The sequence below is a fragment of the Bradyrhizobium sp. B097 genome (assembly GCF_038957035.1).
GTDB lineage: Bacteria > Pseudomonadota > Alphaproteobacteria > Rhizobiales > Xanthobacteraceae > Bradyrhizobium.
Genome location: NZ_CP152412.1, coordinates 533,462 through 557,425 on the forward strand (window position 1 = coordinate 533,462; position 23,964 = coordinate 557,425).

General features: G+C 65.0%; 17 protein-coding genes. 10 read left to right on the top strand and 7 right to left on the bottom strand.

Translation table 11 applies throughout. The annotated features are described in order from the left end of the window. Positions 1-109: 109 nt before the first annotated feature. Complete coding sequence (locus tag AAFG07_RS02535) at positions 110-784, bottom strand: response regulator transcription factor (protein WP_342725867.1); 675 nt, start codon at positions 782-784, stop codon at positions 110-112. Positions 785-1,221: 437 nt separating this feature from the next. Between AAFG07_RS02535 and AAFG07_RS02540 the strand changes: the two genes are divergently transcribed. Continuing rightward, positions 1,222-1,983: a trypsin-like serine protease gene (locus AAFG07_RS02540; RefSeq protein WP_342725869.1), complete on the top strand. Its 762-nt coding sequence runs from the start codon at positions 1,222-1,224 to the stop codon at positions 1,981-1,983. A 162-nt stretch (positions 1,984-2,145) separates the two neighbouring features. On the opposite strand, the gene AAFG07_RS02545 is transcribed toward AAFG07_RS02540, so the two are convergent. From AAFG07_RS02545 to AAFG07_RS02555, 3 genes are all read right to left on the bottom strand, one after another. Beyond that, positions 2,146-4,368 (bottom strand): acetate--CoA ligase family protein, encoded by a 2,223-nt coding sequence (locus AAFG07_RS02545; RefSeq protein ID WP_342725870.1) that lies wholly within the window; start codon positions 4,366-4,368, stop codon positions 2,146-2,148. A gap of 168 nt (positions 4,369-4,536) precedes the next feature. After that, positions 4,537-5,127, bottom strand: coding sequence for a class GN sortase (locus AAFG07_RS02550; protein ID WP_342725871.1), 591 nt, complete (start codon positions 5,125-5,127; stop codon positions 4,537-4,539). Between the two features lie 199 nt (positions 5,128-5,326). Next, positions 5,327-7,600 (bottom strand): marine proteobacterial sortase target protein, encoded by a 2,274-nt coding sequence (locus AAFG07_RS02555; protein ID WP_342725872.1) that lies wholly within the window; start codon positions 7,598-7,600, stop codon positions 5,327-5,329. A gap of 199 nt (positions 7,601-7,799) precedes the next feature. Here AAFG07_RS02555 and AAFG07_RS02560 point away from each other — a divergent pair, with 199 nt between their 5' ends. Then, the gene (locus tag AAFG07_RS02560) at positions 7,800-8,564 is read left to right on the top strand and encodes a helix-turn-helix transcriptional regulator (protein WP_342725873.1); all 765 of its coding nucleotides are present in this window, start codon (positions 7,800-7,802) and stop codon (positions 8,562-8,564) included. Positions 8,565-8,767: 203 nt separating this feature from the next. Here the strand turns inward: AAFG07_RS02560 and AAFG07_RS02565 are convergent, their stop codons facing one another. Next, positions 8,768-9,988 (bottom strand): ABC transporter substrate-binding protein, encoded by a 1,221-nt coding sequence (locus tag AAFG07_RS02565; protein ID WP_342725874.1) that lies wholly within the window; start codon positions 9,986-9,988, stop codon positions 8,768-8,770. Between the two features lie 127 nt (positions 9,989-10,115). Next, positions 10,116-11,657, bottom strand: a complete 1,542-nt coding sequence (locus AAFG07_RS02570; protein WP_342725875.1) for a long-chain fatty acid--CoA ligase — start codon at positions 11,655-11,657, stop codon at positions 10,116-10,118. Positions 11,658-11,872: 215 nt separating this feature from the next. Between AAFG07_RS02570 and AAFG07_RS02575 the strand changes: the two genes are divergently transcribed. The 4 genes from AAFG07_RS02575 to AAFG07_RS02590 all read left to right on the top strand — a co-directional run bounded on the left by AAFG07_RS02575 (position 11,873) and on the right by AAFG07_RS02590 (position 15,966). Beyond that, positions 11,873-13,009 carry an acyl-CoA dehydrogenase family protein gene (locus AAFG07_RS02575; protein ID WP_342725876.1) on the top strand — a complete coding sequence of 379 codons (1,137 nt, stop codon included), beginning with the start codon at positions 11,873-11,875 and terminating at the stop codon, positions 13,007-13,009. A 134-nt stretch (positions 13,010-13,143) separates the two neighbouring features. Continuing rightward, positions 13,144-14,313, top strand: a complete 1,170-nt coding sequence (locus tag AAFG07_RS02580) for an acyl-CoA dehydrogenase family protein (protein WP_342725878.1) — start codon at positions 13,144-13,146, stop codon at positions 14,311-14,313. Next, positions 14,313-14,969, top strand: a complete 657-nt coding sequence (locus tag AAFG07_RS02585; RefSeq protein ID WP_342725879.1) for a glutathione S-transferase family protein — start codon at positions 14,313-14,315, stop codon at positions 14,967-14,969. The genes AAFG07_RS02580 and AAFG07_RS02585 overlap by 1 nt, the downstream gene beginning before the upstream one ends. Before the next feature lie 175 nt (positions 14,970-15,144). Then, a complete protein-coding gene (locus AAFG07_RS02590) occupies positions 15,145-15,966 on the top strand; it encodes a helix-turn-helix domain-containing protein (RefSeq protein WP_223974643.1) in 822 nt (273 codons plus the stop codon). Positions 15,967-16,141: 175 nt separating this feature from the next. On the opposite strand, the gene AAFG07_RS02595 is transcribed toward AAFG07_RS02590, so the two are convergent. Further along, entirely contained in the window at positions 16,142-17,365 is a 1,224-nt protein-coding gene (locus tag AAFG07_RS02595; RefSeq protein ID WP_342725880.1) for an ABC transporter substrate-binding protein, read from the bottom strand. 215 nt (positions 17,366-17,580) lie between these two features. On the opposite strand from AAFG07_RS02595, the gene AAFG07_RS02600 reads away from it, so the two are divergent. The 4 genes from AAFG07_RS02600 (at position 17,581) to AAFG07_RS02615 (ending at position 23,887) form a co-directional block, all read left to right on the top strand. Further along, a complete protein-coding gene (locus tag AAFG07_RS02600; protein ID WP_342725881.1) occupies positions 17,581-18,447 on the top strand; it encodes a 3-keto-5-aminohexanoate cleavage protein in 867 nt (288 codons plus the stop codon). A gap of 113 nt (positions 18,448-18,560) precedes the next feature. Beyond that, positions 18,561-20,162 (top strand): AMP-binding protein, encoded by a 1,602-nt coding sequence (locus AAFG07_RS02605; protein ID WP_342725882.1) that lies wholly within the window; start codon positions 18,561-18,563, stop codon positions 20,160-20,162. A 132-nt stretch (positions 20,163-20,294) separates the two neighbouring features. Then, entirely contained in the window at positions 20,295-21,911 is a 1,617-nt protein-coding gene (locus AAFG07_RS02610; protein ID WP_342725883.1) for a carboxyl transferase domain-containing protein, read from the top strand. Next, entirely contained in the window at positions 21,908-23,887 is a 1,980-nt protein-coding gene (locus AAFG07_RS02615) for an acetyl-CoA carboxylase biotin carboxylase subunit (RefSeq protein WP_342725884.1), read from the top strand. Before AAFG07_RS02610 ends, AAFG07_RS02615 begins: the two co-directional genes overlap by 4 nt. The last annotated feature ends 77 nt before the right edge of the window (positions 23,888-23,964 follow it).

A 23,964-nucleotide genomic window follows, 5' to 3' on the forward strand; every position in this document is an offset into this window, starting at 1 on the left:
CGATCTCGCGGCGTGATGCGGCGCGCATGCGTGCAAAGCCGCGCAGCATCTGCGCACCAATGCGTGCGCGCGCTGCGGTCAGTCGAATACGGAATTCAGGTCGCTGGTGTCAGTCGAGCTCGCGGCGACGATCGAGAGCCGGCGCAGATGATGCGAGCCACGGCGCTTCGCGGACCCGCCGCATCGCCTGCGCCCGGCGCGGCAGGCCGAGCTTTTGCAGCACGTGATGGACGTGATGCTTGACGGTTGCAAGACTGAGTTTGAGATCGCGTGCGATCTCCTTGTTCGACATGCCCTGCCCGATGAGCTTGAGAACCTCGCCTTCGCGGCGCGTCAGTCCCTGGTCGGTATCGATCGTATCCGTCTGACGTTCCATGCAAAACAGCGCGCGCAGCAAGCCGCCGGAAATCTCGGCGCTGCAGGCAAGCCGCCCTGACGCCACGTCCGACAGTGCGCGGCACAGCTCGTCGAAGCTGGCATTCCGGGAAATGTAGCCGCTGAACCCGGCCCGACCGCAGCGGACCACGTCGCGCCGGTCCTCGTTGAGGCCGAGCGCCACCAGCGCGATCTCCGCATGCTCGCTCGCAATCACGCGCACCTCGTCGAGATCGATGCCCTGTGTGACGTCGATCAGAATGACGCTCACACTTCCGGTCTCGAGGGTCGCGCGCAGGCCGGCAAGATCGGCGACCGCCGCCTCGACGGCAAACTCGGCGTGGTTTTGGAAACTCGAGGCAAGCCCCTCGCTGAACAGCCTGATCGGCGTGACGACCGCGATCCTCATCATTATCCTCGAAACTCAACGAAATGGCGGATGAAAAGCCGTCTGTAAGTCAACGGCACCGGCATCCAGAAAGTCATGAAGGTAAGTATGCGGTATGCTGCCAGAGGTTGTATTATTATCGGGTCGAAACTACGGCCCCGATAGGCGCGTGATCAAGAGATACAGTTCACATTCGAACGTTATGCCGGCAACGCGACGCAGGATACGATGTGATGGAGATCGCGGCAAGGCGGCGACACGCAGCGCGTGCGCACCATGGGCTGCAGGAAATCTCGTGGCGACTTCAACGCCGTAGTGATCGACGCCTAGATATTTAGATAATTGACGCGTGCGGGCCCGGATGCTCTGTACAAGATTGTGTGTTCTTCGGCCGAGTGTGAGCGACGCAATGCCGCGCCTCGGATGTGCTCAATACAGATGCAGATCGACAGGGTTCCATGACGAGCGTGATTCGAGCGACAGCCTTTCTGACCCTGTTGATGGCAACGCCGGCCTTCGCGATCGTCGGTGGTGGCGCGCCGTCGACCGATGGCGTCGCGCGCGCCGTCGTCACCATCGTCGGCTCGCGTGGCAATTTCTGCACCGGCGCGCTGATCGCGCCGAAGGTGGTGCTGACCGCGGCGCATTGCGTACAGCCCGGTGCCGACTACAAGATCGTCGACTATGGGCCGGATCGGCAGCCGAAGCTGCAGGACGTCAAGACGGTTGCGATCCATCCCGGCTTTCGGATGCAGGCGATGACCAATCATGTGGCGACCGCCGATGTCGCGCTGCTGCAGCTTGCGGACCCGGCCGCAGGCAAGGCGCCGGCCGTGCTCGGCATGCCCAACATTCCGATCCTGGTCGGCGGCCGCTTCACCGTCGCAGGCGTCGGTGTCACCGTGCGCGGCGACGGCAAGAGCGGCGGCAGCATTCGCGTCGCCGGCCTGATCGCGAGCGGCAAGCCCGGCACGCTGCAGATCCGCCTGGTCGATCCGGTCGGGCAGGGCGTGCGCGACGGGCTCGGCGCCTGCACCGGCGATTCCGGTGCGCCCGTGTTCGAGGACAAGCCAGGCGGGCCCGTCATCGTCGGCGTGGTGAGCTGGTCCACCGGCCCGAACGGCACCACGGGCTGCGGCGGCATCACCGGGGTGACGCCGCTCACGCTCTATCGCGACTGGGTGATGCAGACCGCGCGGCAGTGGGGCGCGAGCTTTTAGCCGAGCGGTGGCGGGCGAAGCGCTGACGCGCTCATAGTTCCGTCATCCTGAGGAGCCGCGAAGCGGCGTCTCGAAGGATCGACGGCCACCAGCCGGGCCGTGCATCCTTCGAGGCTCGCTCCGCTCGCACCTCAGGATGACGGTGATGAATTCGCGATCAACCTAATGCCCCGCCGCCTTGTTCGCGGCGGCGTTGTTCAGCACGATCAGGCCATCGACGGCGACGCCGAGCTTGCTGTTGATCAGGAACGGGTTGACGTCGATCGAGGCGATGCGGCCATTGGCGTCGGCCATCAGGTTGGAGAGCCCGACCAGCGCCTTCACCGCCGACGGCTCGTGCAGCGCGGGCTTGCCGCGATAGCCCTTCAGCTTGACGCCGGCCTTGGTCTTGGCGATCAGTTCTTTGGCCTCGGCAGCGTCGAGCGGCGCGCCGGCAAGGGCGACGTCTTTCAGCAGCTCGATATCGACGCCGCCGGTGCCGAACAGCACCACGGGGCCCATCTCGGCATCGAGCGAGGCGCCGACCACGAGCTCGAGGTCGGCCTTGACCTGTTGCGCAATCAGGATGCCCTCAAGCTTCGGCTTGCCCTTCAGCTTCCTCACGCGCGCGGTGATGTCGTTGAACGCCTTCTTCACCTCGGCGGCGTTGGCAAGGTTTAGCACCACGCCGCCGATATCCGACTTGTGCAGGATATCGGGGCTGACGACTTTCGCGACCACCGGGAAGCCGATCGCCTTGGCGATCTTGACGGCCTCCGCCGCGGTCTGCGCGACGTCCTCCTTGGAGATCGGGATGCCATAGGCCTTGAGCAGCTGCTTCGAGGCAACCTCGTCGAGCGCGGCGGCGCCGTTGGCGGCCTTCAGCGTCTTCTCCAGCACCGCGCGCGCGGACGCCTTCGAGCTCGACACGATGTCGGGCACTTCCTTGCGCAGACCGGCATATTCGATCAGCGACTTGATCGCGCCGACCGCGCGGTCGAGCCCCTGCATGACGGCGATATCGGGCAGCGACTTGCGCAGTCCCTTGGTGAATTCAGTGAAGCCGATCGACATCGCGCTGATATAGATCACCGGCTTGTTGGCCTGGCCCGCCATCTCGTTGACGATGCGCAGATTGCGCTCGCGCAGCTCATGCGGCGCCTTCGGCAGCTCGGCATCGATGATGACGATGTCGGTGTCAGGATCGTCGATCATGATCTTGATCGACTTCATGTAGACGGAGGGATCGACCACCGCGGCGAAGCCGGCGTCGAGCGGGTTGCCGACGATGCTGCCGGGCCCGAGCATCTTCGCCAGCTGCTCCGTCGCGTTCGGGCTCAGCGGCGCGAAGTTCAGGCCGGCGGAATAGAACGCGTCGATCAGCAGCCCGCGCTTGCCGCCCGACAGCGACACCGCCGCGAGGCGGTTGCCCTTCGGCGGATCGGCATGGACGAAGCACTCGGTGGTCTCGATCAATTCATCCAGCCCGCGCACGCGGATCACGCCTTCGCGGGTCGAGATCGCATCGAATGTCTCGATCGAGCCGGCGAGCGCGCCGGTATGGGCCATCGCGGCGGCGCGCCCGCCTTCGGAGGCACCGAGCTTGAGCGCGATCACCGGCTTGCCCGCGGCGCGCGCGGCCTTGCAGGCTTCGCGGAACACTTTTGTGTTCCTGACGCCCTCGAGATAGACCACGATGACGCGGATGCTAGGATCGGCGGCGAAATAGCTCATCAGGTCCGGGGTCTCGAGGCCGGATTCGTTGCCGGTCGTGACCATGTAGCCGACGCCGACGCCGCGATCCTCCAGAGCCTGGCGGATCGCCATCACGATCGCGCCGGATTGGCCGGCGATCGCCACCGCACCCGGCTCCATGGTGACGATGCGGTCGTCGATATTGGTGAACAGGTTCTCGCCGGCGCTGAGATTGCCGAGGCAATTCGGACCGGTAACCGCAAGTCCGGTCTCCTTGATCGCCTGCTTCAGCTCCTCCGCAAGCCGCTGGCTTTCCTCATCCTGCAGCTCGCTGAAGCCGGAGGTGACGATGGTCGCCGAGCGGGCGCCGGCAGCGGCCGCGTCGCGGATCACCTGCACGGCAAAGCGGGCCGGTACCAGCACCAGCACATGGTCCGGCTTTTCGGGAAGGCTGGCGAAATCTTTGTAGCAGGTGACGCCCCAGATGGTTTCGCGCTTGGCGTTGATCGGAAACAGGCCGCCGGCATATTGGTATTTGATCAGATTGTTCCAGATCCGTTCGGCGTAGTTGCCGGGCTTGTCGGTGGCGCCGACCAGCACGATGTTGCGCGGGTGCAGCATCGCATGGATGCTCTTGACGATGTCGCTGGCGTCAGCGGGCGGTGCCCATTTGCGGGACGAATGTGACGCGGTGCCTGCGAAAGCTTCCATGGAGCCTGCCCTTATCCTTGTTCTGTTCGTTTCCTGTGGCCCACGGCGGATTACCGCAGAACGCGATTTTTCATTGTTTTTATGGCTGATGGAAGGGGGTGGCAACTCACGCTGCTGCAAGTCAGGGCATCGCTTGCAATATCCCGGCAGGCGCAAAATCGATGCGGATCAGGAACCTGATTCGGGTCGGCTCGAATTCGGGTCGATCATGGTCGCGTGCAGCAGATAGCGCTCGGGGCCGGACGTCAGCGCGTCGAACGGCCAGCAGGTCGACAGCACCAGCTCATACCGGTTGGTGAGCGGATCGATGCCGGACTGGTCGAAGCGGACGATCGAGCTGCGATCGGCGAGGTAGCGAAACATCTTGCCGTCGCTTCTCGTGACGTCGATCTCGTCACCGATTGTGACATCCTTCAGAAATCGGAAATGGGTGTCGCGATGCGCGGAATAGACCGCAACGCCCGGCTCGCCGGCATCGACGGTCTCTTCGACATGGCCGGGGCCGAACGCCAGCGCCTGACCGCTGCTGCCGGCAAGCGCAACCGCGGACGCGTGCAGGCGCTTCACCTCGATCCGCGCCACCGGCCAGGTATCGGCCCAGCGCCAGGGCTTCACGGGATGGCCGGTCGCGATGCTCTGCGCGAAAGCGCGCTCCAGTAGCACCTGCGCGAGCACCGCCTTGGCGTGGATATAGGCGCCCTGGCCGAACAGGATCAGGCCGATGAGGGCGAAGGCGAGGGGGAGGATGAAGCGGTGCATGTTCTCCAATCCTCGTCATTGCGAGGAGAGTAGCGACGAAGCAATCCATACTTCCCCGCGCGGTGACATGGATTGCTTCGCTTCGCTCGCAATGACGGTTGAGAAAGAGTGGCGCGCGCGGCCCCCGGGGGGACGGGTGAGAAGGCCGCGCGCGCTCTTGAAAGAGGAGGTCGGGGGCACCTCCTCCTTTCATCCGACGTCAGTGGGACGACGTCTGACGTCGGTTGAACACCAGAAGCAGAAGGCTGACCGTGAGCAGGATCACACCCGCGATCATCTTCAATTCGGCATCGGTCGCGGTCTTCGGCAGCCGGATCGTGCCGGGACCTGGCGTCGCGACCGGTGACCGCTTCAGTGCGGCGAGCTGCACCTTGCCGTCGCCGGCGTCGGCGCGGCGTTCGGTCGGTGCAACCGGCAGGCGCGGACGCTCGCCGAATACCTTTGCGAACTCCCAGCCCGCGGGCAGGTTGAGCGGCAGTTCAGCAAGCTTCAGCGGCTCGCCTTCGGGACGGCTCGGCGTCTTGTCGACCGCAACCAGGCTGGTCAGCCGCGTCACAAGCTGATGCTCCAGCGCCAGTGCAAGGATGGTCTTGTCGGCATCCTCCGGGCTCGCCTGCCGCGTGGTGCGCGCAACCTCGGCATCCGCGATCTTGCGGCGCGCCCACAGCTTGGAGAGGCCCTTGCCTTCGGCGGCATTCGCGAGCGGCAGCGTCACGCTCCACGGACGATCGCCGATGCGGCCCTTGATCTCGACCGAGCCGGCAAGCTTGTCGAGCTTCGCGGCCAGCACCAGCGGCTCGTCGCGGTAGACATCGGGCAGTGCCGACGGCGTCAGGTCGGCCGCCGCCGCGGAGAACTTTGCGGACAGGTTGGTCACCGCCGGATTCTCCAGCTTGGCGAACAGGTCGCGCATCCGCTCGTCGACCTGCTCGACCGAGCCGATATGGGTGAAGGTGCCGCGGCCGAGCTCGGCGGCGCGCGTCATTAAATAGGTGTTCGGCGCCGAGCCGATGCCGACCATGAAAACGCGCGAGCGGCCGCGCAGCGCGCTGATGGTCTCGAACAATTGCTGCTCGTTGCCGATGGCGCCGTCGGTCAGGAACACGACCTGGCGGACGTGGTCGGCATCGTCATGGTTGGTGTCGGAGAGCGCTGCGCGCATTGCCGCTACCATTTCGGTGCCGCCGCGCGCCTGCAACGCGCTGACGAACGCCGTCGCGTTGCCGATATTGGCACTGTTGGCCGCAACCGGCGCCGGGAACAGCGTGTCCATGGTGTCGTCGAAGCGGATCACGTTGAAGCGGTCGGTCGGCTGCAGGCGGCCGAGCGCGTAGATGAGGCTCGCCTTGGCCTGGATGATCGAGGTGCCGCCCATCGAGCCGGAATTGTCGATCACGAAGATCACTTCACGCGGCAGGGCCTTCTGTTGCGCCTGTTCGACCGATGGCGGGGTGACGAAGGCCAGCAGATAGTCGGAATTGCCGACATGCTCGCGGAACAGCCCGACCGACGGCGCCTTCTCGGCGGTCGGCTTCCAGCTCAGCTCGAAATCGCGATCGGCCGGCACCGGGCCTTCGGCGAGCTTGACGATGCGCGTGGTGCTGTCGGGGCTCTCGATCCTGACCTGGTGGAAATGGCTTTTCACTTCGCCGAGCGCGAAGCCGGCGTTGAGGTGCACCGTGATGTTGGTTGGATTGACCGGGGCGTTCGTTGCGGGATCGAGCACTTCGGAGGTGATGCGATCGCGATCCGAAACGGGATCGGTCGTGGTGGCGCCCCAGCCGCTGCCATCGGCGCGGAGGTCGACGCTCTGCACCACCGGCCGCGGATTGTAGCGCGGGCCGACCACCATCGGCACCCGCAGCGAGAACTCGTTGCCGTTCTGCTGCACCGGCTCCTGATATTCGATCTGCACCAGCACGGTCTCGCCGGGGCCGATATTGGCGACCGAATTGGTGAAGATGTTCGGCCGCTCCTGCTCGGTGAGCGCGGCCTTCTGGCCATTCTGTTTGGCCTGTTCGTAGATCGCGCGGGCCTGCTGCCGTTCTTTGATGTCGCCGACCACGATGCGGTCGCCGACCACCATCTTCAGCGTGTCGACCGCGCCGCCGGCCGGCAGCGGATAGACATAGGTCGCTTCCACCCAGTCCTTGGTCGGATTGCGGAAGATCTGCGTGACGCGGGCACGGACCGTCGGACCGGACACGGTGAGGTCGACATCGATGCCGAGCCTGGTCGCGTCGGCATAGCCGTCGTCGGTCTCGAACAGCAGCGAGCCGGAGCGCGCCTCGCTCGGCCGCAGCACCGCCTGCTGCGGCAACTCGGCCGACCACACCGGATCAAAGCTCACGAACAGCGCCGCGAAGCCGATCACCAGCGCGGCGACACCTTCCACCAGGAAGAACAGCGCGATGCGCATCCGGCGCGATAGGCGGATCTGCGGGCTGCTCTCACATGCATCGTAAATCGTCATTTTCGTCACTCCCGAGCGAGGCTTTCGCTGCTTCGCGATCATGGAGAGCGGCGGTTTTGGCGCGAGCAGAATGATCGGCAATGATTGGCCGCCGTCCGGCGCGGCCCGCCGCCGTCCGAGGCGGGTTTGTGCGGCTTTGTGATGGATTGTCCGGTCTGCTAGACTGCGCGGATTGATGGGGAATCAGCGCAGGACCACGATGCCGACGCCGGACAAGCAGCTTTCCGCCGAGCAGAGCCAGCAGGTCGCGGAGACCATCCGGGAGGAAATCGCGCGCCGCCGCATCTCGCGGCAGACGCTTGCCGAGCAGGCGAAGCTCAGCTTGTCGACACTGGAGAAGGTGCTCGGCGGCCGCCGCCCGTTCACGCTGGCGACCACCGTGCGGCTCGAGCAGGCGCTCGGCGTGTCCCTGCGCAAGCTGCCGGAGGCGATCAGCTTGGCCGCGCCTGCCAATGGCGGGATCGCACCCGACAGCCTCGGATCCTATTCGCGCCGCTCGGTGGCGCGGATCGAAGGGACTTACATCACGGTGCGCCCGTCGTTCGGCGAGCAAGGCTCGTTCTATGCCTATCGGACCGAGATCGCCTGGGACGATGCGGCGTCATCGCTCGGCTTCCGCGAGGGCGAGCGGCAGGATGCCGATTACACCCAGTATGGCGAGGTGGCGGTGCCCAATGAATCGGGCTTCGTCTATCTCGTCACCAACCGACAGGGCCAGCATCGCGTGATCACGGTCTCGCGCCCGCGCAATTCCGGTGAGATGTACGGCATCATCACGACGCTGCTCGCCGGCCGCGGCTCGCTCCTGACGCCGGTCGCCGCGGCGATCGCATTCCTGCCGGTGAAGAACGTGCCGAAGCCGAGCCTCGGCCGGGTATCGGCCGACGATGCCAACTACGCCCTCTATCGCGAGCATCTGCGCCGCACGATCGACGAGCCGTTCGCGATCTTCCTGCCGGGCTGACGTCGACAAAAACTTGCCCCGTCATCCTGAGGTGCGAGCGCAGCGAGCCTCGAGGGATGCACGGCCACCTATCGGGCCGTCGACCCCTCGAGACGCCGCTTCGCGGCTCCTCAGGGTGACGGTGAGAGTGCTCGCCGAAACAACGAAGCCGCCCGGATGGGCGGCTTCGCGGTACCTGATGCTCGCTGTTCGAGCGCGTGGCGCTAGCCGCCGGTCTCGGCGCTGATGATGTCGCCGAACAGCTCCCACTGTCCGTTCTTGAACTGCATCATCTTGAGCTGCTCGACCGGGGCGAAGTCGGTCGCGCTGGTGTTGATCCGGATGCCGGGGATCAGCGTGTCGGGCGTGAAGTCCTTCAGGCTGGCGGCCTGCTTCATCACGTTCTCACGCGTCAAATTGTCACCGGCCTGCTTCAGCACCTGCACCATGGTCTGTGCCGCGGCGTAGCCATAGACCAGATTGGCGTCGGACAGATTGGCGCCCGGCATGTACTTCTCGGCGAAGGCCATGAACTTCTTCATGCCCTCGTCATTCTTCCACTGCGGATCGGACGCGTCCTTGAGATAGCCGGCCGACAGCACGCCTTCGGAAGCCTCGAGTCCGGCGGGCTTCATGACAGCGCCGATCGAGATCGAGACGTCGGTCATCACGTGCATCGGTTTCCAGCCGAGCTCCGCGATCTTCTTGATCGCCTGCGCGGCGAATTTCGGCGTCGAGATGTTGACGAACACGTCGGCGCCGGTGTCCTTCAGCTTGACGATGTGGGAATCGATCGACGGCTCTGTGGTCTCGTAGCTTTCCTCGGCGACGATCTTGACGCTCGATTTGTCGAGCACCTCCTTGAGGCCGACCAGGTAGTCCTTGCCGAAATCGTCATTGGCATAGAAGATCACGACCTTGGCATCCGGCTTGGCCTTGAGGATGTACTTGCCGAAGATCCGCGCCTCGACGCGATAGCTCGGCTGGAAGCCCATGGTCCACGGAAAATCCTTCGGATCGTTCCACTTGCTGGCGCCGGTGGCGAGGAACAGCTGCGGTACCTTCTTGGCGTTGTGATACTTCTGCACCGCGGTCTGGGTCGGCGTGCCCAGCGCGTTGAACACCAGGAACACCTCGTCGCTTTCGATCAGCTTGCGGATCTGCTCCACGGTCTTCGGCGGCGAGTAGCCGTCGTCATAGGAGATCCAGTTGATCTTGCGGCCGTTGATGCCGCCCTGATCGTTGATCATCTTGAAATAGGCTTCTTCGGTCTTGCCGATGATGCCGTAGGCGGAGGCGGGACCGCTATAGGCCTCGACATTGCCGATCTTGATCTCGGTGTCGGAGGCGCCGGTGTCATACTTCTTTTGTGCAAAGGCGGCCTGGGTGGAGAGCAGGCAGAGCGCCGCGGCGGCGGCCAGCAGCGACAATTTTGTGGTTTTCATAAAGGCAATTTCCTCGATTGATTCTGGTTGGGGACTTACGCAACGAACCCGCAGCCGGTCCCGGCAGACGGTTGCGGGCAACACTTCTCTCGATATGGCCAGGGAGACGCGACACGCGTCCCCGGGCTTATGCGGCCGTATCAGTTGGCTTCGGCCGGCTGAATTGCTGCCGGAGCGTCGGCTTATGAATTTTGCCTGTCGCATTCCGCGGCAGGGCATCGATGAATTCGATCAGGCGCGGGCACTTGAACCGCGCCAGATTGGCTTGGCAATGCGCGTGAATCTCGGCCGGCGTCAGCGTATGGCCCGGCTTCACGGCGATCACGGCCATCCCGACCTCGCCCCATTGCTCGTTCGGGATGCCAATGACGGCGGCCTCGGCGACGGCTGTCAATTGATGCAGCACGCTCTCGACCTCGGCCGGATAGACGTTCTCGCCGCCGGAGATGTACATGTCCTTCCAGCGGTCGACGATGTAGTAGAAGCCTTCTTCGTCGATCCGCGTGGCGTCGCCGGTGTGCAGCCAGCCGTCGGTGAAGGACGAGGCGTTGGCGTCCGGCCGGTTCCAGTAACCCGGCGTGATGTTCGGGCCCTTGACCCAGAGCTCGCCGAGTTCACCGACCGCCGCATCGCTGCCGTCGGGCCGCACGATTCTCACTTCCGTGTGCAGCACCGGCTTGCCGGACGAGCCGGCCTTGCGCGCGGCATCCTCGCGGTCGAGCACCATCACCGCAGGCGAGGTTTCGGTCATGCCGTAGCCCTGCTGCAGCGCGACGCCGCGCGCCTCCCAGGTTTTCAGCAGCGGCACCGGCATAGGCGCGCCGCCGACCCCGCCGATCATCAGGCGGCTGAAATCCACTGATGCGAAGGCCGGATGCTGCGCCATGAACTGGTAGATCGCGGGCACGCCGAAGAACACGTTGATGCCTTGCGCGGGATCGCCGATCAGCTTCAGCGCCTCGCCGGGATCGAACGCGCGCATGATCAGCACCGTGCCGCCGGCATGCAGCACCGGATTGGTGTAGCAATTCAGCCCGCCGGTGTGGAACAGCGGCAGCACGGTCAGCAGCACCGAGGCCGGTGAGATGTAGGCGGGGCCGCCGAGATTGACGCAATTCCAGAACGTCATCCCATGCGTGATGATCGCGCCCTTGGGCTGGCCCGTGGTGCCCGAGGTGTACATGATGGTCGAGATGTCATCGAGCGTGACCTCCTCGAACCGTTCGAGCGGTTTCGCCGCCGCGATGCCGGCCTCATAGGCACCGCCCGGGCCGAGCCGCACGGTCGATGCGACATCGCAGAGTTTGGCGACCGCAAGTGCGGTCTCGGCGAGCTCGTCGTCATGGATCATCACCTTGGGCGCGGCATCGCCGGTGATGTAGCGCAGCTCAGGAACGGTGAGGCGGGTGTTGAGCGGTAGGAAGACCGCCCCGATCCGGAAGCAGGCGAACTGCACCTCCAGCGTATCGGTCGTGTTCAGCGCCAGCACCGCGACCCGGTCGCCACTGGCGACCTTGAGGGTGTCGCGCAGATAGCCCGCCAGCCGCGACACGCGGGCGTCGAGTTCCGCATAGCTGAAGCGGCGACCGCTCGCGAGATCGACAAGCGCCATCTTGTCCGGCGTGCGCCGGCGATGATGCGCGATCCAGTCGTAATAACGAACCGGCAAATTTCCCTCCTCTGGAACGGCAGTCTTGCGCCGCCTGTTCCTGGCTCGATTGATGCCATGAATTGGCAGTGGAGGGGGCGTATTAGGATACTGTCTTGCGTTTAGTGGCTGGCGAGTGGCCAGATGGAAACCCGATCCGGCGAACAGCGACTCGACGCAAGTGAACAGGGAAAAATCCGGACATCGTCGGAGGCGGGAATCAACGGAGCACGCGGATGGCAAACCCGTTCTACACCAGCGAGCATGAGGCCTTTCGCGAGGTGATGCGGCGCTTTGTGGCCAAGGAAATCGAGCCTTATGCCCACCAATGGGACGAAGAGGGCGAGTTTCCACGCGCGCTCTATGCCAAGGCGTCCGAAATCGGGCTGCTCGGCCTCGGGTTCCCGGAAGAATATGGCGGGATCGCCGCCGACCAGTTCATGAAGATCGTGGCCTCGCAGGAACTGGCGCGCGCCGGCGCCGGCGGCATCTCCGCGAGCCTGATGAGCCACACCATCGGCTCGCCGCCGATCGCCCGCGCCGCCCGCCCGGAGGTCAAGGCGCGGGTACTGCCGGAGGTGCTTGCGGGCAAGAAGATCTCCGCGCTGGCGATCACCGAGCCGAGCGGCGGCTCCGATGTCGCGAACCTGCGCACCAAGGCGCAGCGCGACGGCGACCATTACGTCGTCTCCGGCGAGAAGACCTTCATCACCTCGGGGATGCGCGCCGACTATCTGACGGTCGCGGTGCGCACCGGCGGCGAGGGGCCGGGCGGCGTCAGCCTGCTCTTGATCGAGGGCAATACGCCGGGCCTGTCCCGCACCAAGCTGAAGAAGATGGGCTGGTGGGCGTCGGATACCGCCACCTTGAATTTCGACGAATGCCGCGTGCCGGTCGAGAATTTGATCGGCGAGGAAGGCCAGGGCTTCAAGCAGGTCATGTACAACTTCAACAGCGAGCGCATGGGCATGGCGGCGAGCTGCACCGCCTATGCGCGCGTCTGCCTCGACGAGGCGATCGCCTATGCCAAGGAGCGCAAGACGTTCGGCAAGCCGATCGCCCAGCACCAGGTGATCCGGCACAAGATCGTCGACATGGCGCAGAAGGTCGCAGCCTCGCAGGCGATGCTGGAAATGCTGGCGTGGCGGCTCAGCCAAGGCGAAAGCCCGGTCGCCGAGATCTGCATGATGAAGAACCAGGCCACACAAACCATGGCGCACTGCGCCTCCGAGGCGGTGCAGATCTTTGGCGGCGCCGGCTTCATGCGCGGCATCAAAGTCGAGCGCATCTACCGCGAGGTCAAGGTCAACGCCATCGGCGGCGGCACCGAGGAGATCATGAAGGATCTCGCGTCAAGGCAGATGGGGCTCTAAATGAACCCGACCCAATCGTCGTCATTCCGGGGCGCGCGTAGCGCGAGCCCGGAATCCATCAGGCCGCAGATTCGATGTGAAATGGATTCCGGGCTCGATGCTTCGCATCGCCCCGGAATGACGAGGTAAGAACAATGCTTTTCACCGCCGACCACGACGAGCCACGCCGCGCGCTCCGGAAATTCATCGCGGCCGAGATCAATCCCCATGTCGACGAATGGGAAAAGGCCGACATCTTCCCGGCACATGAGCTGTTCAAGAAGCTCGGCAATCTCGGCTTCCTCGGCCTCAACAAGCCGGTCGAATTCGGCGGCCAGGGGCTGGATTATTCCTACGCGCTGATGATGGCCGAGGAGTTAGGGGCCATCACCTGCGGCGGTGTGCCGATGGCGATCGGGGTGCAGACCGACATGGCAACGCCGGCGCTGGCGCGGTTCGGCTCCGACGAGGTGCGGCGCGAATTCCTGGTGCCTGCGATTGCAGGCGATCAGGTCGCCTGCATCGGCGTCTCCGAGCCCGGCGCCGGCTCCGACGTCGCCTCGATCAAGACCAATGCGCGCTCCGACGGCGACGACTACGTCATCAACGGCGGCAAGATGTGGATCACCAACGGCACCCAAGCCGACTGGATCTGCCTGCTCGCCAACACCAGCGACGGTCAGGTCCATCGCAACAAGTCGCTGATCTGCGTGCCGATGAAGACCAAGGGCGTGCAGGTCGCGCGCAAGCTCGACAAGCTCGGCATGCGCTCCTCCGACACCGCGCAGATCTTCTTCGACAATGTCCGGGTGCCGAAGCGCAACCGGATCGGCGAGGAAGGCCAGGGCTTCAACTACCAGATGGTCCAGTTCCAGGAGGAGCGGCTGTGGGGTGCGGCCGCCTGCCTGAAGGCGCATGAATTCATCATCAACGCGACCATCGACTACACCCGCAATCGCAAGGCGTTCGGCGGCTCGATCCTCGACAACCAGGTGGTGCACTTCAAGCTGGCGGAGATGCAGACCGAGGTCGAGCTGCTGCGCTCGCTGATCTACCGCGCCGGCGAGGCGCTGGTCGCCGGCGAGGACGTTACGCGCCTCGCGACCATGGCCAAGCTGAAAGCCGGCCGGCTCGGCCGCGAGCTCACCGACGCCTGCCTGCAATATTGGGGCGGCATGGGTTTTACCAACGAGACGCCGGTCAGCCGCGCCTATCGCGACAGCCGCCTGACCTCGATCGGCGGCGGCGCCGACGAGGTGATGCTGATGGTATTGTGCAAGATGATGGGTACGCTGCCCGGGATGAAGCAAAAGGGAAACGCCTGATGATCACGCTCTATCACTGCGATGCCGCGCGCTCGTTCCGTCCGCTGTGGATGCTGGAGGAGCTCGGGCTGCCCTATGAGCTGAAGATGCTGCCGTTCCCGCCGCGCGTGTTCGCCAAGGAATATCTCGGCATCAATCCGCTCGGCACCATCCCGTTCATGGTCGACGGCGAGACGAAGATGACGGAGTCCTCCGGCATCTGCCACTATCTCGGCACCAAATATGGCCCGACGCCGTTGATCGTAGGCCCCGACGAGCCGGCCTATGGCGCGTTCCTGAACTGGATGTATTTTTCCGACGCGACGCTGACCTTTCCGCAGACATTGGTGCTTCGCTACAGCCAGCTCGAGCCGGAGGAGCGGCGCAACCCGCAGGTCGCGGGCGATTATGCCAAATGGTTCCTGGGCCGCCTGCGCGCGGTGGAAGCCGCCGCCGCGAACTCGGAATTCCTCTGCGCGGAACGCTTCACCGCCGCCGACATTGCCAACGGCTATGCGCTCCGGCTCGCCAGCAATATCGGCCTCGCCAAGGATTTCGGGCCGAATGTCGCGGCCTATTGGGCGCGGCTGCAGCAGCGCGAAGGTTACAGGCGCGCGGTGGCGTCTGAGCAAAAAGCCGGGCAGGAACAGAACGTTGCGCCGCGGGCGCGGCCGTAACTTCTTCGTCATTCCGGGGCGATGCGTTAGCATCGAACCCGGAATCTCGAGATTCCGGGCTCGCATCTTCGATGCGCCCCGGAATGACGACGTTTAGCCTCGGTGACAGTCTCCGAATTTGCGCTATGGTAGCCCCGCCGCAGCGGCCCAAAGAGCCGCGCGAGGAGGAACCGCCATGGACGCGATCGTGGACGCGAAGTGCCAGAACTCAGGCCAGCCGTCCGGCCACCGGATGCTGATCACGCCGGAACGGGTGTTCTATGCCGGGCTGCTCGGTCGCCCGCGCGAGCGCTGTCCGGGCGCATTCCATGTCTATGTCGCGATCCGCGACGGCCTGCATCTGTCGACCAGCGAAGGCCGCGAGTCCCACGGCGAGCTCGCGGTGACGATGCCGAACCTGCGTCACACCATCACCAGCGAATATCGCTCCGCGATCTGCGTTGCGATCGAACCGGAAAGCGTGCCTGACGGCACGCTCGAAGCCGTCGCCCGCCGCCTGCAAGGACCCGACTCGCATTTGTTCGCGAACCGGATCCGCAACGCCTATGCGACGCTTGCCGAGATGCAGCATCGCGACGCGATCGCGAATGCCGAGTTCGACACCATGTGCTTCGGCGACGCGCTGCCGCAGCGTGTGCTCGATCCGCGGGTGGTGCGCGCGATCAGCCGCATCGGGCAGTTCTCCGGCGAGCCGGTAACCGCGGCAGGCTGCGCCACCGAGGCCGGGCTGTCGCCCTCGCGCTTCCTGCATCTGTTCAAGGAGGAGACCGGAATCTCGTTCCGCTCCTTCCGTGCCTGGAAGCGCGCGCGGCATCTGCTGCATTTCGCCAACCAGGACATCAACCTCGCGCATCTCGCGCAGGATATCGGCTATCCCGATAGCACGCATTTCAGCCACTCGATCCGCCGCTTCTATGGCTTGAAGCCGCGCGCGATCTTCTCCGGCTCGCGGGATCTCGCGATCTACCGGACGGGGCAGGAGCGCGCGCTGACCTGACCGTCCGTCGTCCCTGCGAAAGCAGGGACCCATAACCACCGATCTCAGTCGTTTAGACGGCTGCGGCTCCAGCGGGCTCAAATAACTACCATACGTGGTTGTGGGTCCCGGGTCGCGCGGAGCCTGTCATCGGGCGGCGCTTTGCGCCGACCCGTTGGCTTGCCCGGGACGACGGTCATAAATTCGCGCCTTGGATCACTTCGCCGAACCGCAACCAGCCGGGCCCTTCGATCCGCTGCAGCTGAAGCTGCTGCAGCGGATGGTGATTGGTCGGGCTGGTGTTGACGCGAATGCCGGGCAACAGCGTCGGGACCTCGACATCTCTGAGATTGTTCGCCTGCGCCATAATGTTGTCGCGGGTGAAGTTGCCCTTGCACTGCTCGAGCACGATCTTCAGCACCTGCGCCACCGTGTAGGCATAGAGGCTGTAGCCCTCCTTCGGATTGCCGTCCGGGAAGTACTTCGCCATGAAGGCGAGGAAATCCTTCACGCCGGGGTCGTTGGCCCAGGCCGGATCGGCGACGTCCTTCACATAGGCCGACGAGATCGTGCCCTGCGACTTGTCGAGGCCGACAGGCGCAATGGTCGAGGAGATCGAGGCAGCGCCGCTGGCAATGAAATGCATCGGCTTCCAGCCGAGCTCGTAGATCTTGCGGATCGACTGCGCGCAGAACTTCGCCGTGGAGCCCGAGATCAGCACGTCGGGGTTGGCGCCGCGCAGCGCGACGATCTGGGAATCGATCGTGGGATCGGTGACCTCGTGCGAGGCCACCACCGCCGAGGTCGCGAACCGCTCGCCGAGCACATCCTTGGTGCCGGCGACGAAATCCTTGCCGAGATCGTCATTCTGGTAGAGCACCGCGAACTTCGCGTCCTTGTTCTGGCTCAGCGCATATTTGACGAACACCTGCGCCTCGGTCCGCGCACTCGGCGCGAAGCCCATGGTCCAGGGATAGCTCTTGTAGTCGCCCCATTTGTCGCCGTTCACCGACAGGAACAGATGCGGCACCTTGGCGGCGTTGATGTATTTGACGACCGACGAGTTCGGCGCGGTGCCGAGCATGTTGAACAGGAAGGCGACATTGTCGCTCTCGATCAGGCGGCGCACCTGCTCGACCGTCTTCGCCGGATTGAAGGCGTCGTCGTAATAGATGTATTTGATCTGCCGGCCGGCGATGCCGCCCTGCTCGTTCAGCATTTTGAAATAGGCTTCCTGGCAGCGCGCCTGCACGCCGAGCGCGGACACCGGGCCGCTGAGCGAGGTGGTGCTGCCGATCCTGATCTCGGTCGCGGTGACGCCGGGCGTATCTTCGGCAAGCGCGGGCTTGAGGCCCGCGACCGCGGCAAGTCCCGCGCCTGCGGCGCCGGTGAGCCAACTGCGCCGGTTGATCGAGACCATGATTTTCTCCCCGTGATGCCGGCTTGTTGCGCCGCTTCTGCTTTGCAAGCAAGGCTACGCGCCATATGGCCGTCACGTCTTGTGTTAACCGGCTGACGGCGGATTCCGTCGTGAGCGCATCCACTTAGCCAGTCAACGCAAGATGGCGCACAGACAAATTTCTCATCATGGGAAAATCAACCGCGCAGGTGCGCCGCAACCCGGACGAGAGACCCATGAGCGACAAGGCCGTCATCACCTGCGCGCTGAACGGCGTGCTTACCGACCCGAAGCAGCACAACGTTCCGGTGACGCCGGAAGAGATGGCGCGCGAGGCCAGGGCCGCGTTCAACGCCGGCGCCAGCATCATGCACATCCATCTGCGTCAGCAGGCGCCGAACAAGGGCCACCTGCCGTCGTGGGAGGTCGGCGTCAGCAAGGAGATCCAGCAGGCGATCCGCGAGGCCTGCCCCGGCGTGATCATCAACCACACCACCGGCACCTCGGGCCCGAACTACCAGGGCGCGCTCGACTGCGTGCGCGAGACAAAACCCGAGATCGCCGCCTGCAACGCCGGCTCGCTGAATTATCTGAAGGTCAAGGCCGACAACACCTGGGCCTGGCCGCCGATGATGTTCGATAACGCCGTCGAGAAGGTGCAGGACTATCTCGATGTGATGAAGGCCGCCGGCACCATTCCCGAATTCGAGTGCTTCGACGTCGGCATCGTGCGCTGCGTCGGCATGTACCGGCAGACCGGCATGTATTCCGGCCCGCTCGAATACAACTTCGTCATGGGCGTCGCCTCGGGCATGCCGGCCGATCCGGAACTGCTGCCGATCCTCTTGAAGCTGAAGGCGCCGGATGCGCATTGGCAGGTCACCGCGATCGGCCGCGCCGAGATCTGGCCGCTGCACCAGCGCGCCGCCGATCTCGGCGGCCATCTGCGCAGCGGGCTGGAAGATACGTTCTATCTCGGCGACGGCACCAAGGTGACGTCGAACGGGCAACTCGTTGAAGGCCTCGCCGCGTGCGCGAAACGAGCGGGGCGCGAGATCGCGAGCCCGGCCGAGGCGCGGCAGATTTTTGGGGTCAGGCATTAGGCCGCACCAGCCGTCATTGCGAGCGAAGCGAAGCAATCCATCGTTCCGCAAATGCGGCAGCATGGATTGCTTCGTCGCTTCGCTCCTCGCAATGACGAGGCAGGAGGAAGCACATGGACAATCTCGCAGCAACCGGCGGCGTCATCGGCCCGGGCCGCATCGGGCGGGTCGCGATCGGCGACCTCCTGAAGCGCGCCGCGCGGCGGTTTCCGGAGCGCGTCGCGCTGACCGATGGCGGCAGGCAGGTCACCTTCACCGAGCTCGAGCGCGACGCCAATCGCTTCGCCAATCATCTGGTGCAGCGCGGGCTGAAGCCGGGCGAGAAGATCTCGACCATCTGCAACAACTCGGTCGAGTTCGTCAAAGCGCTGTTCGGCATCCACCGCGCCGGCCTGGTCTGGGTGCCGATCAACACCATGCTCGGTCCGTCGGACATGGATTACATCCTCGGCCATGCCGAGGTGCGCTTCGCCGTCATCGACGACAATCTCCACGGTCAGGCTGACCGGCGCGCCGTGCTGGAGGCCCGCGGCATGGAGATGATCGCGATCGATCTGACCGGTAATGTCGGCAAGACCGGCTTGCAGGAGTTCAACGGCCTCCTCGAAGGGCAATCCGATATCGAGCCCGACGTCGAGATCAGCGACCGCGATCTCGCGATGATCATCTATACGTCAGGTACGACCTCGCGACCGAAGGGCGCGATGCATTGCCACCTCGCGGTGGTCATGGCTGTAATGAGCAACTGCATCGAGATGCAGCTTTCGCGCGATGACGGGATCACCGGGCAGTTTCCGTTGTTCCACTGTGCCGGCCACGTGCTGCTGCTGAGCTATCTCTCGGTCGGCGGCCGCATGGCGCTGATGCGCGGCTTCGATCCGGTGGTCTGCATGGAAGCGATCGTCCGCGACCGGTTGACGGTGTTCGTCGGCCTGTCGCTGATGTACCAGGCGATCCTGGATCATCCGCGCCGGCGCGACTACGATCTGTCGGGCCTGCGCTGCTGCATCTACACGATGGCGCCGATGGGCAAGCCGCTGCTCGAACGCGCGATCGCGGACATGTGTCCGAACTTCGTGCTGACCAGCGGCCAGACCGAAATGTACCCGGCGACGACGATGTCGCGGCCGGAGGTGCAGCTTGAGCGCTTCGGCAATTACTGGGGCGAGTCGCTGATCGTCAACGAGACCGCGATCATGGACGACAACGGCAACCTGCTGCCGCGCGGCGAGATCGGCGAGCTGGTGCATCGTGGACCCAACGTGATGATGGGCTATTACAAGGACCCCAAGTCGACGGAGGAGGCGCGCAAGTTCGGCTGGCACCATACCGGCGATCTTGCCCTGATCGACGCCAATGGCGAGGTGTTGTTCCTCGATCGCAAGAAGGACATGATCAAGTCGGGCGGCGAGAATGTCGCGTCCGTCAAGATCGAGGAGACATTGCTGGCGCACCCCGCGGTGCAGAATGCCGCCGTGGTCGGCCTGCCGCATCCGCAGTGGGGCGAGGCAGTCTGCGCCTTCGTCAAGCTGAAGCCCGGTGCGGTGGCCGACGAGGCCGGCATCGAGGCGCATTGCAGGAAGCATCTCGGCGGCTTCCAGGTGCCGAAACTGGTGCGTATTCTCGAGGAGATGCCGATGACCGCGACCGGCAAGCTGCGCAAGGTCGAGCTGCGGCAGCAGTACAGTGCATATTTCGACGGAAAGAGCGCGTGATGATGGCTATCTCTATCCTCGTCATTCCGGGGCGCGCGCAGCGCGAGCCCGGAATCCATAACCACGATCGAGAGTATGGATTCCGGGCTCAGCCCTTCGGGCTGCCCCGGAATGACGAAGAAGGTTAGAATCATGGCCATCATCGAGAACACCATCGCCACCGGCAGCGCCGCGTTCCAGGGCAATCGCGACGGCATGCTGGCGCTGATCGCCCGGATGCGGGGGCTGGAGGAGCGCACGCGCGCGGCCTCCGCCGTGGCCAAGGACCGCTTCCACAAGCGTGGCCAGCTGCTGCCGCGCGAGCGCGTCGCGCTGGTGCTCGATCCCGGCTCGCCGTTCCTCGAGCTCTCGACGCTCGCCGGCTATATGTTCGATGTGCCGGACGCGGAGAAGAGCGTACCCGGCGGCGGCCTCGTTGCCGGCATCGGCTTCGTCTCCGGCATCCGCTGCATGGTCAGCGCCAATGATGCCGGCATCGACGCCGGCGCGCTGCAACCCTACGGTCTCGACAAGACGTTGCGGGTGCAGGAGCTCGCGCTGGAGAACAAGCTGCCTTATGTGCAGCTGGTCGAGAGCGCCGGCGCCAATCTGCTGCGCTACCGGGTCGAGGATTTCGTCCGCGGCGGCAACATCTTCCGCAATTTGGCGCGGCTGTCGGCGGCGGGGCTTCCCGTCGTCACCGTCACCCACGGCTCCTCGACCGCGGGCGGCGCCTACCAGACGGGGCTCTCCGACTACATCGTGATGGTGCGCGGCCGCACCCGCGCGTTCCTCGCCGGCCCGCCTTTGCTCAAGGCCGCCACCGGCGAGATCGCGACCGAGGAGGAGCTCGGCGGCGCCGAGATGCACACCCAGATCTCCGGCCTCGGCGACTATCTCGCCGAGGACGACCGCGATGCCCTGCGCATCGCGCGTGACATCATGGCCAAGCTGCCGTGGGATCGGCCGACACCGGAGACATCCTCGTTCAAGCCGCCGCGTTATGACGCGGAGGAATTGCTCGGCATCATGCCGATGGACCACAAGCGTCCGGTCGACATGCGCCAGGCGATCGCGCGCTTTATCGACGATTCCGACTTCACCGAGTTCGGCGCCAATTACGGCCCGGCCACAGTCTGCGGTCATGCCCGCATCGAAGGGCAGGCGATCGGCATCATTACCAATAACGGGCCGCTCGATGTGCCCGGCGCCAACAAGGCGACGCACTTCATCCAGGCCTGCTGCCAGTCGCGCACGCCGATCCTCTACATGAACAACACCACCGGCTACATGGTGGGCAAGGCCTATGAAGAGGCCGGCATGATCAAGCACGGCTCGAAGATGATCCAGGCCGTGACCTCGGCGACGGTGCCGCAGATCACGCTGTATTGCGGCGCCTCGTTCGGCGCCGGCAATTACGGCATGTGCGGCCGCGGTTTCCATCCGCGCTTCTGCTTCTCCTGGCCCAACGCCAAGACCGCGGTGATGGGCGGCGAGCAGGCCGCCGAGACCATGGCGATCGTCACCGAGGCGGCGGCCGCGCGGCGCGGCAAGCCGATCGAGAAGGAGAAGCTGGAGGCGATGAAGGCGCAGATCACCGGCGTGTTCGATGGCCAGATGGACGTGTTCTCGACCAGCGCCCGCGTGCTCGACGATGGCGTGATCGATCCGCGCGATACGCGGACGGTGCTGTCAGAGGTGCTGGCGATCTGTCGCGAGGCCGAGGCACGCAGCCCGCAGCCCATGCAGTTCTCAGTGGCGCGGCCATGAGCGGAGCAATCGTGAAGCGGACACCGTTCTTCAAGATACTGATCGCCAATCGCGGCGAGATCGCGCTGCGCGTCATGCGTACGGCGCGGCGGCTCGGCTACGGCGTCGTTGCGGTCTACTCCGACGCCGATCGCGACGCGCTGCATGTGCGCGAAGCCGACCAGGCCGTGCGGATCGGCGAGGCGCTGCCGGCGCAATCCTATCTGAAGATCGACGCGATCATCGCCGCGGCGAAAGCGAGTGGCGCCGGGGCCGTGCATCCCGGCTACGGCTTTCTCGCCGAGAACGAGGACTTTGCACAAGCCTGCCGCGATGCCGGGCTGGTGTTCATCGGTCCGTCGCCGGAGGCGATCCTCGCGATGGGCAACAAGGCCGGTGCCAAGGAGATCATGCAGAAGGCTGGCGTGCCCTGCGTGCCCGGCTATCAAGGCGCTGACCAGAGCGACGCCATCATGCTGGCGGAAGCCAAGGCGATTGGTTTTCCGGTCATGATCAAGGCGGTCGCCGGCGGCGGCGGCCGCGGCATGCGGCTGGTCGCGGATGCCGCGGCATTTCCGGATGCGCTGCGCAGCGCGCGCTCGGAAGCGCAGGGGGCGTTCGGCGATCCCACCGTCATCCTCGAGCGCGCGATCGTCGATCCCCGCCACATCGAGATTCAGGTGTTCGGCGACCGCTACGGCAACGCCGTCCATCTCGGCGAGCGCGATTGCTCGGTGCAGCGGCGGCACCAGAAGCTGATCGAGGAGGCGCCGTCGCCGGCGGTGACGCCGGAGCTGCGCGCGCGGATGGGTGCGGTTGCCGTGCAGGCAGTCAAGGCGATCGGCTATGAGGGCGCCGGCACGCTGGAGTTCCTGCTCGATCGCGCCGGCAATTTCTACTTCATGGAGATGAACACGCGGCTGCAGGTCGAGCATCCCGTCACCGAGGCGATCATCGGGCTTGATCTGGTCGAATTGCAGCTCCGCGTCGCCCGCGGCGAGCCGCTCGGCCTGAGGCAAGAGGACATCACCTTCTCCGGTCACGCGATCGAGGTGCGGCTCTGCTCGGAGGATGCCGGGCATGACTTCATGCCGCAATCCGGCACGATGGCGCGGTGGCAGATGCCGGATGGTATCCGCGTCGAGCACGCGCTGCAGTCCGGCTCGGAGATTCCGCCGTTTTATGATTCGATGATCGCCAAGGTCATCAGCCACGGCGCAACCCGCGATGAGGCGCGGGGCAGGCTGATCTGCGCGCTGGAGCAGGTCACGGCCTTCGGCGTCACCACCAATCAGGGCTTCCTGATCGACTGCCTGCGTCATCCGGTCTTTGCCAAGGGCGAGGCGAACACGGCCTTCATCGGCAACAACCGCGATGTGCTTTTGGCGCCGCGGCCTGATCGCGGCAGCGACCTCGCGCTCGCGGCGTTGTTGCTTTACGTCACCAATCCGCACGCGCCGCCATGGCAGCGCGGACGGTCGTTGTCAGCGACATTCCCGCTCGGCTTGCGGATCGACCTCGGCCACGGCGTGCAGGAGATCGAGATTGTCCGCGAGCGCGATGGCAGCTATCGCTCGACCCGCAATGGCGATCGTTTCGGCTTTGTGATCGACGAACTCGATCAGGACCGCATTCGCTTCCACCACGATGGCTTGATGGAGCAGGCCAGGTTCCTGCGCGATAGCGACCGGCTCCACATCCTGCATCGCGGCGTCACGCTGTCGGCGCGCGATCTCACGCTGGCGCCGCCGGAGAACGCGACCGCCGCTGGCGGTGACGGTAAGGTCCGCGCGGCGATGAACGGCCGGGTCGTCGCGGTGCTGGTGAAGGCCGGCGACAAGGTCGCGGCCGGCCAGCCCGTGATGACGCTGGAGGCGATGAAGATGGAACACGTGCATACGGCGGGTGTCGCGGGCACGGTGTCGTCGATCGACGTCGCCGAGGGCGAGCAGGTGACGACGGGGAAGATCGTCGTGGAGATCGAGGCGGCGGCGTAACCGCCGTCGTCCCGGGCAAGCGAAGCGCGACCCGGGACCCATAACCACCGAACGATGTTGTTGAAAGCGCTGGAGCC

Coding starts and splice junctions, on each gene's coding strand:
- AAFG07_RS02610 (WP_342725883.1), top strand. CDS start 20,295: ATGGCCATCATCGAGAACACCATCGCCACCGGCAGCGCCGCGTTCCAG.
- AAFG07_RS02590 (WP_223974643.1), top strand. CDS start 15,145: ATGGACGCGATCGTGGACGCGAAGTGCCAGAACTCAGGCCAGCCGTCC.
- AAFG07_RS02600 (WP_342725881.1), top strand. CDS start 17,581: ATGAGCGACAAGGCCGTCATCACCTGCGCGCTGAACGGCGTGCTTACC.
- AAFG07_RS02605 (WP_342725882.1), top strand. CDS start 18,561: ATGGACAATCTCGCAGCAACCGGCGGCGTCATCGGCCCGGGCCGCATC.
- AAFG07_RS02575 (WP_342725876.1), top strand. CDS start 11,873: ATGGCAAACCCGTTCTACACCAGCGAGCATGAGGCCTTTCGCGAGGTG.
- AAFG07_RS02615 (WP_342725884.1), top strand. CDS start 21,908: ATGAGCGGAGCAATCGTGAAGCGGACACCGTTCTTCAAGATACTGATC.
- AAFG07_RS02555 (WP_342725872.1), bottom strand. CDS start 7,600: ATGACGATTTACGATGCATGTGAGAGCAGCCCGCAGATCCGCCTATCG.
- AAFG07_RS02540 (WP_342725869.1), top strand. CDS start 1,222: ATGACGAGCGTGATTCGAGCGACAGCCTTTCTGACCCTGTTGATGGCA.
- AAFG07_RS02565 (WP_342725874.1), bottom strand. CDS start 9,988: ATGAAAACCACAAAATTGTCGCTGCTGGCCGCCGCCGCGGCGCTCTGC.
- AAFG07_RS02550 (WP_342725871.1), bottom strand. CDS start 5,127: ATGCACCGCTTCATCCTCCCCCTCGCCTTCGCCCTCATCGGCCTGATC.
- AAFG07_RS02580 (WP_342725878.1), top strand. CDS start 13,144: ATGCTTTTCACCGCCGACCACGACGAGCCACGCCGCGCGCTCCGGAAA.
- AAFG07_RS02545 (WP_342725870.1), bottom strand. CDS start 4,368: ATGGAAGCTTTCGCAGGCACCGCGTCACATTCGTCCCGCAAATGGGCA.
- AAFG07_RS02535 (WP_342725867.1), bottom strand. CDS start 784: ATGAGGATCGCGGTCGTCACGCCGATCAGGCTGTTCAGCGAGGGGCTT.
- AAFG07_RS02560 (WP_342725873.1), top strand. CDS start 7,800: ATGCCGACGCCGGACAAGCAGCTTTCCGCCGAGCAGAGCCAGCAGGTC.
- AAFG07_RS02595 (WP_342725880.1), bottom strand. CDS start 17,365: ATGGTCTCGATCAACCGGCGCAGTTGGCTCACCGGCGCCGCAGGCGCG.
- AAFG07_RS02585 (WP_342725879.1), top strand. CDS start 14,313: ATGATCACGCTCTATCACTGCGATGCCGCGCGCTCGTTCCGTCCGCTG.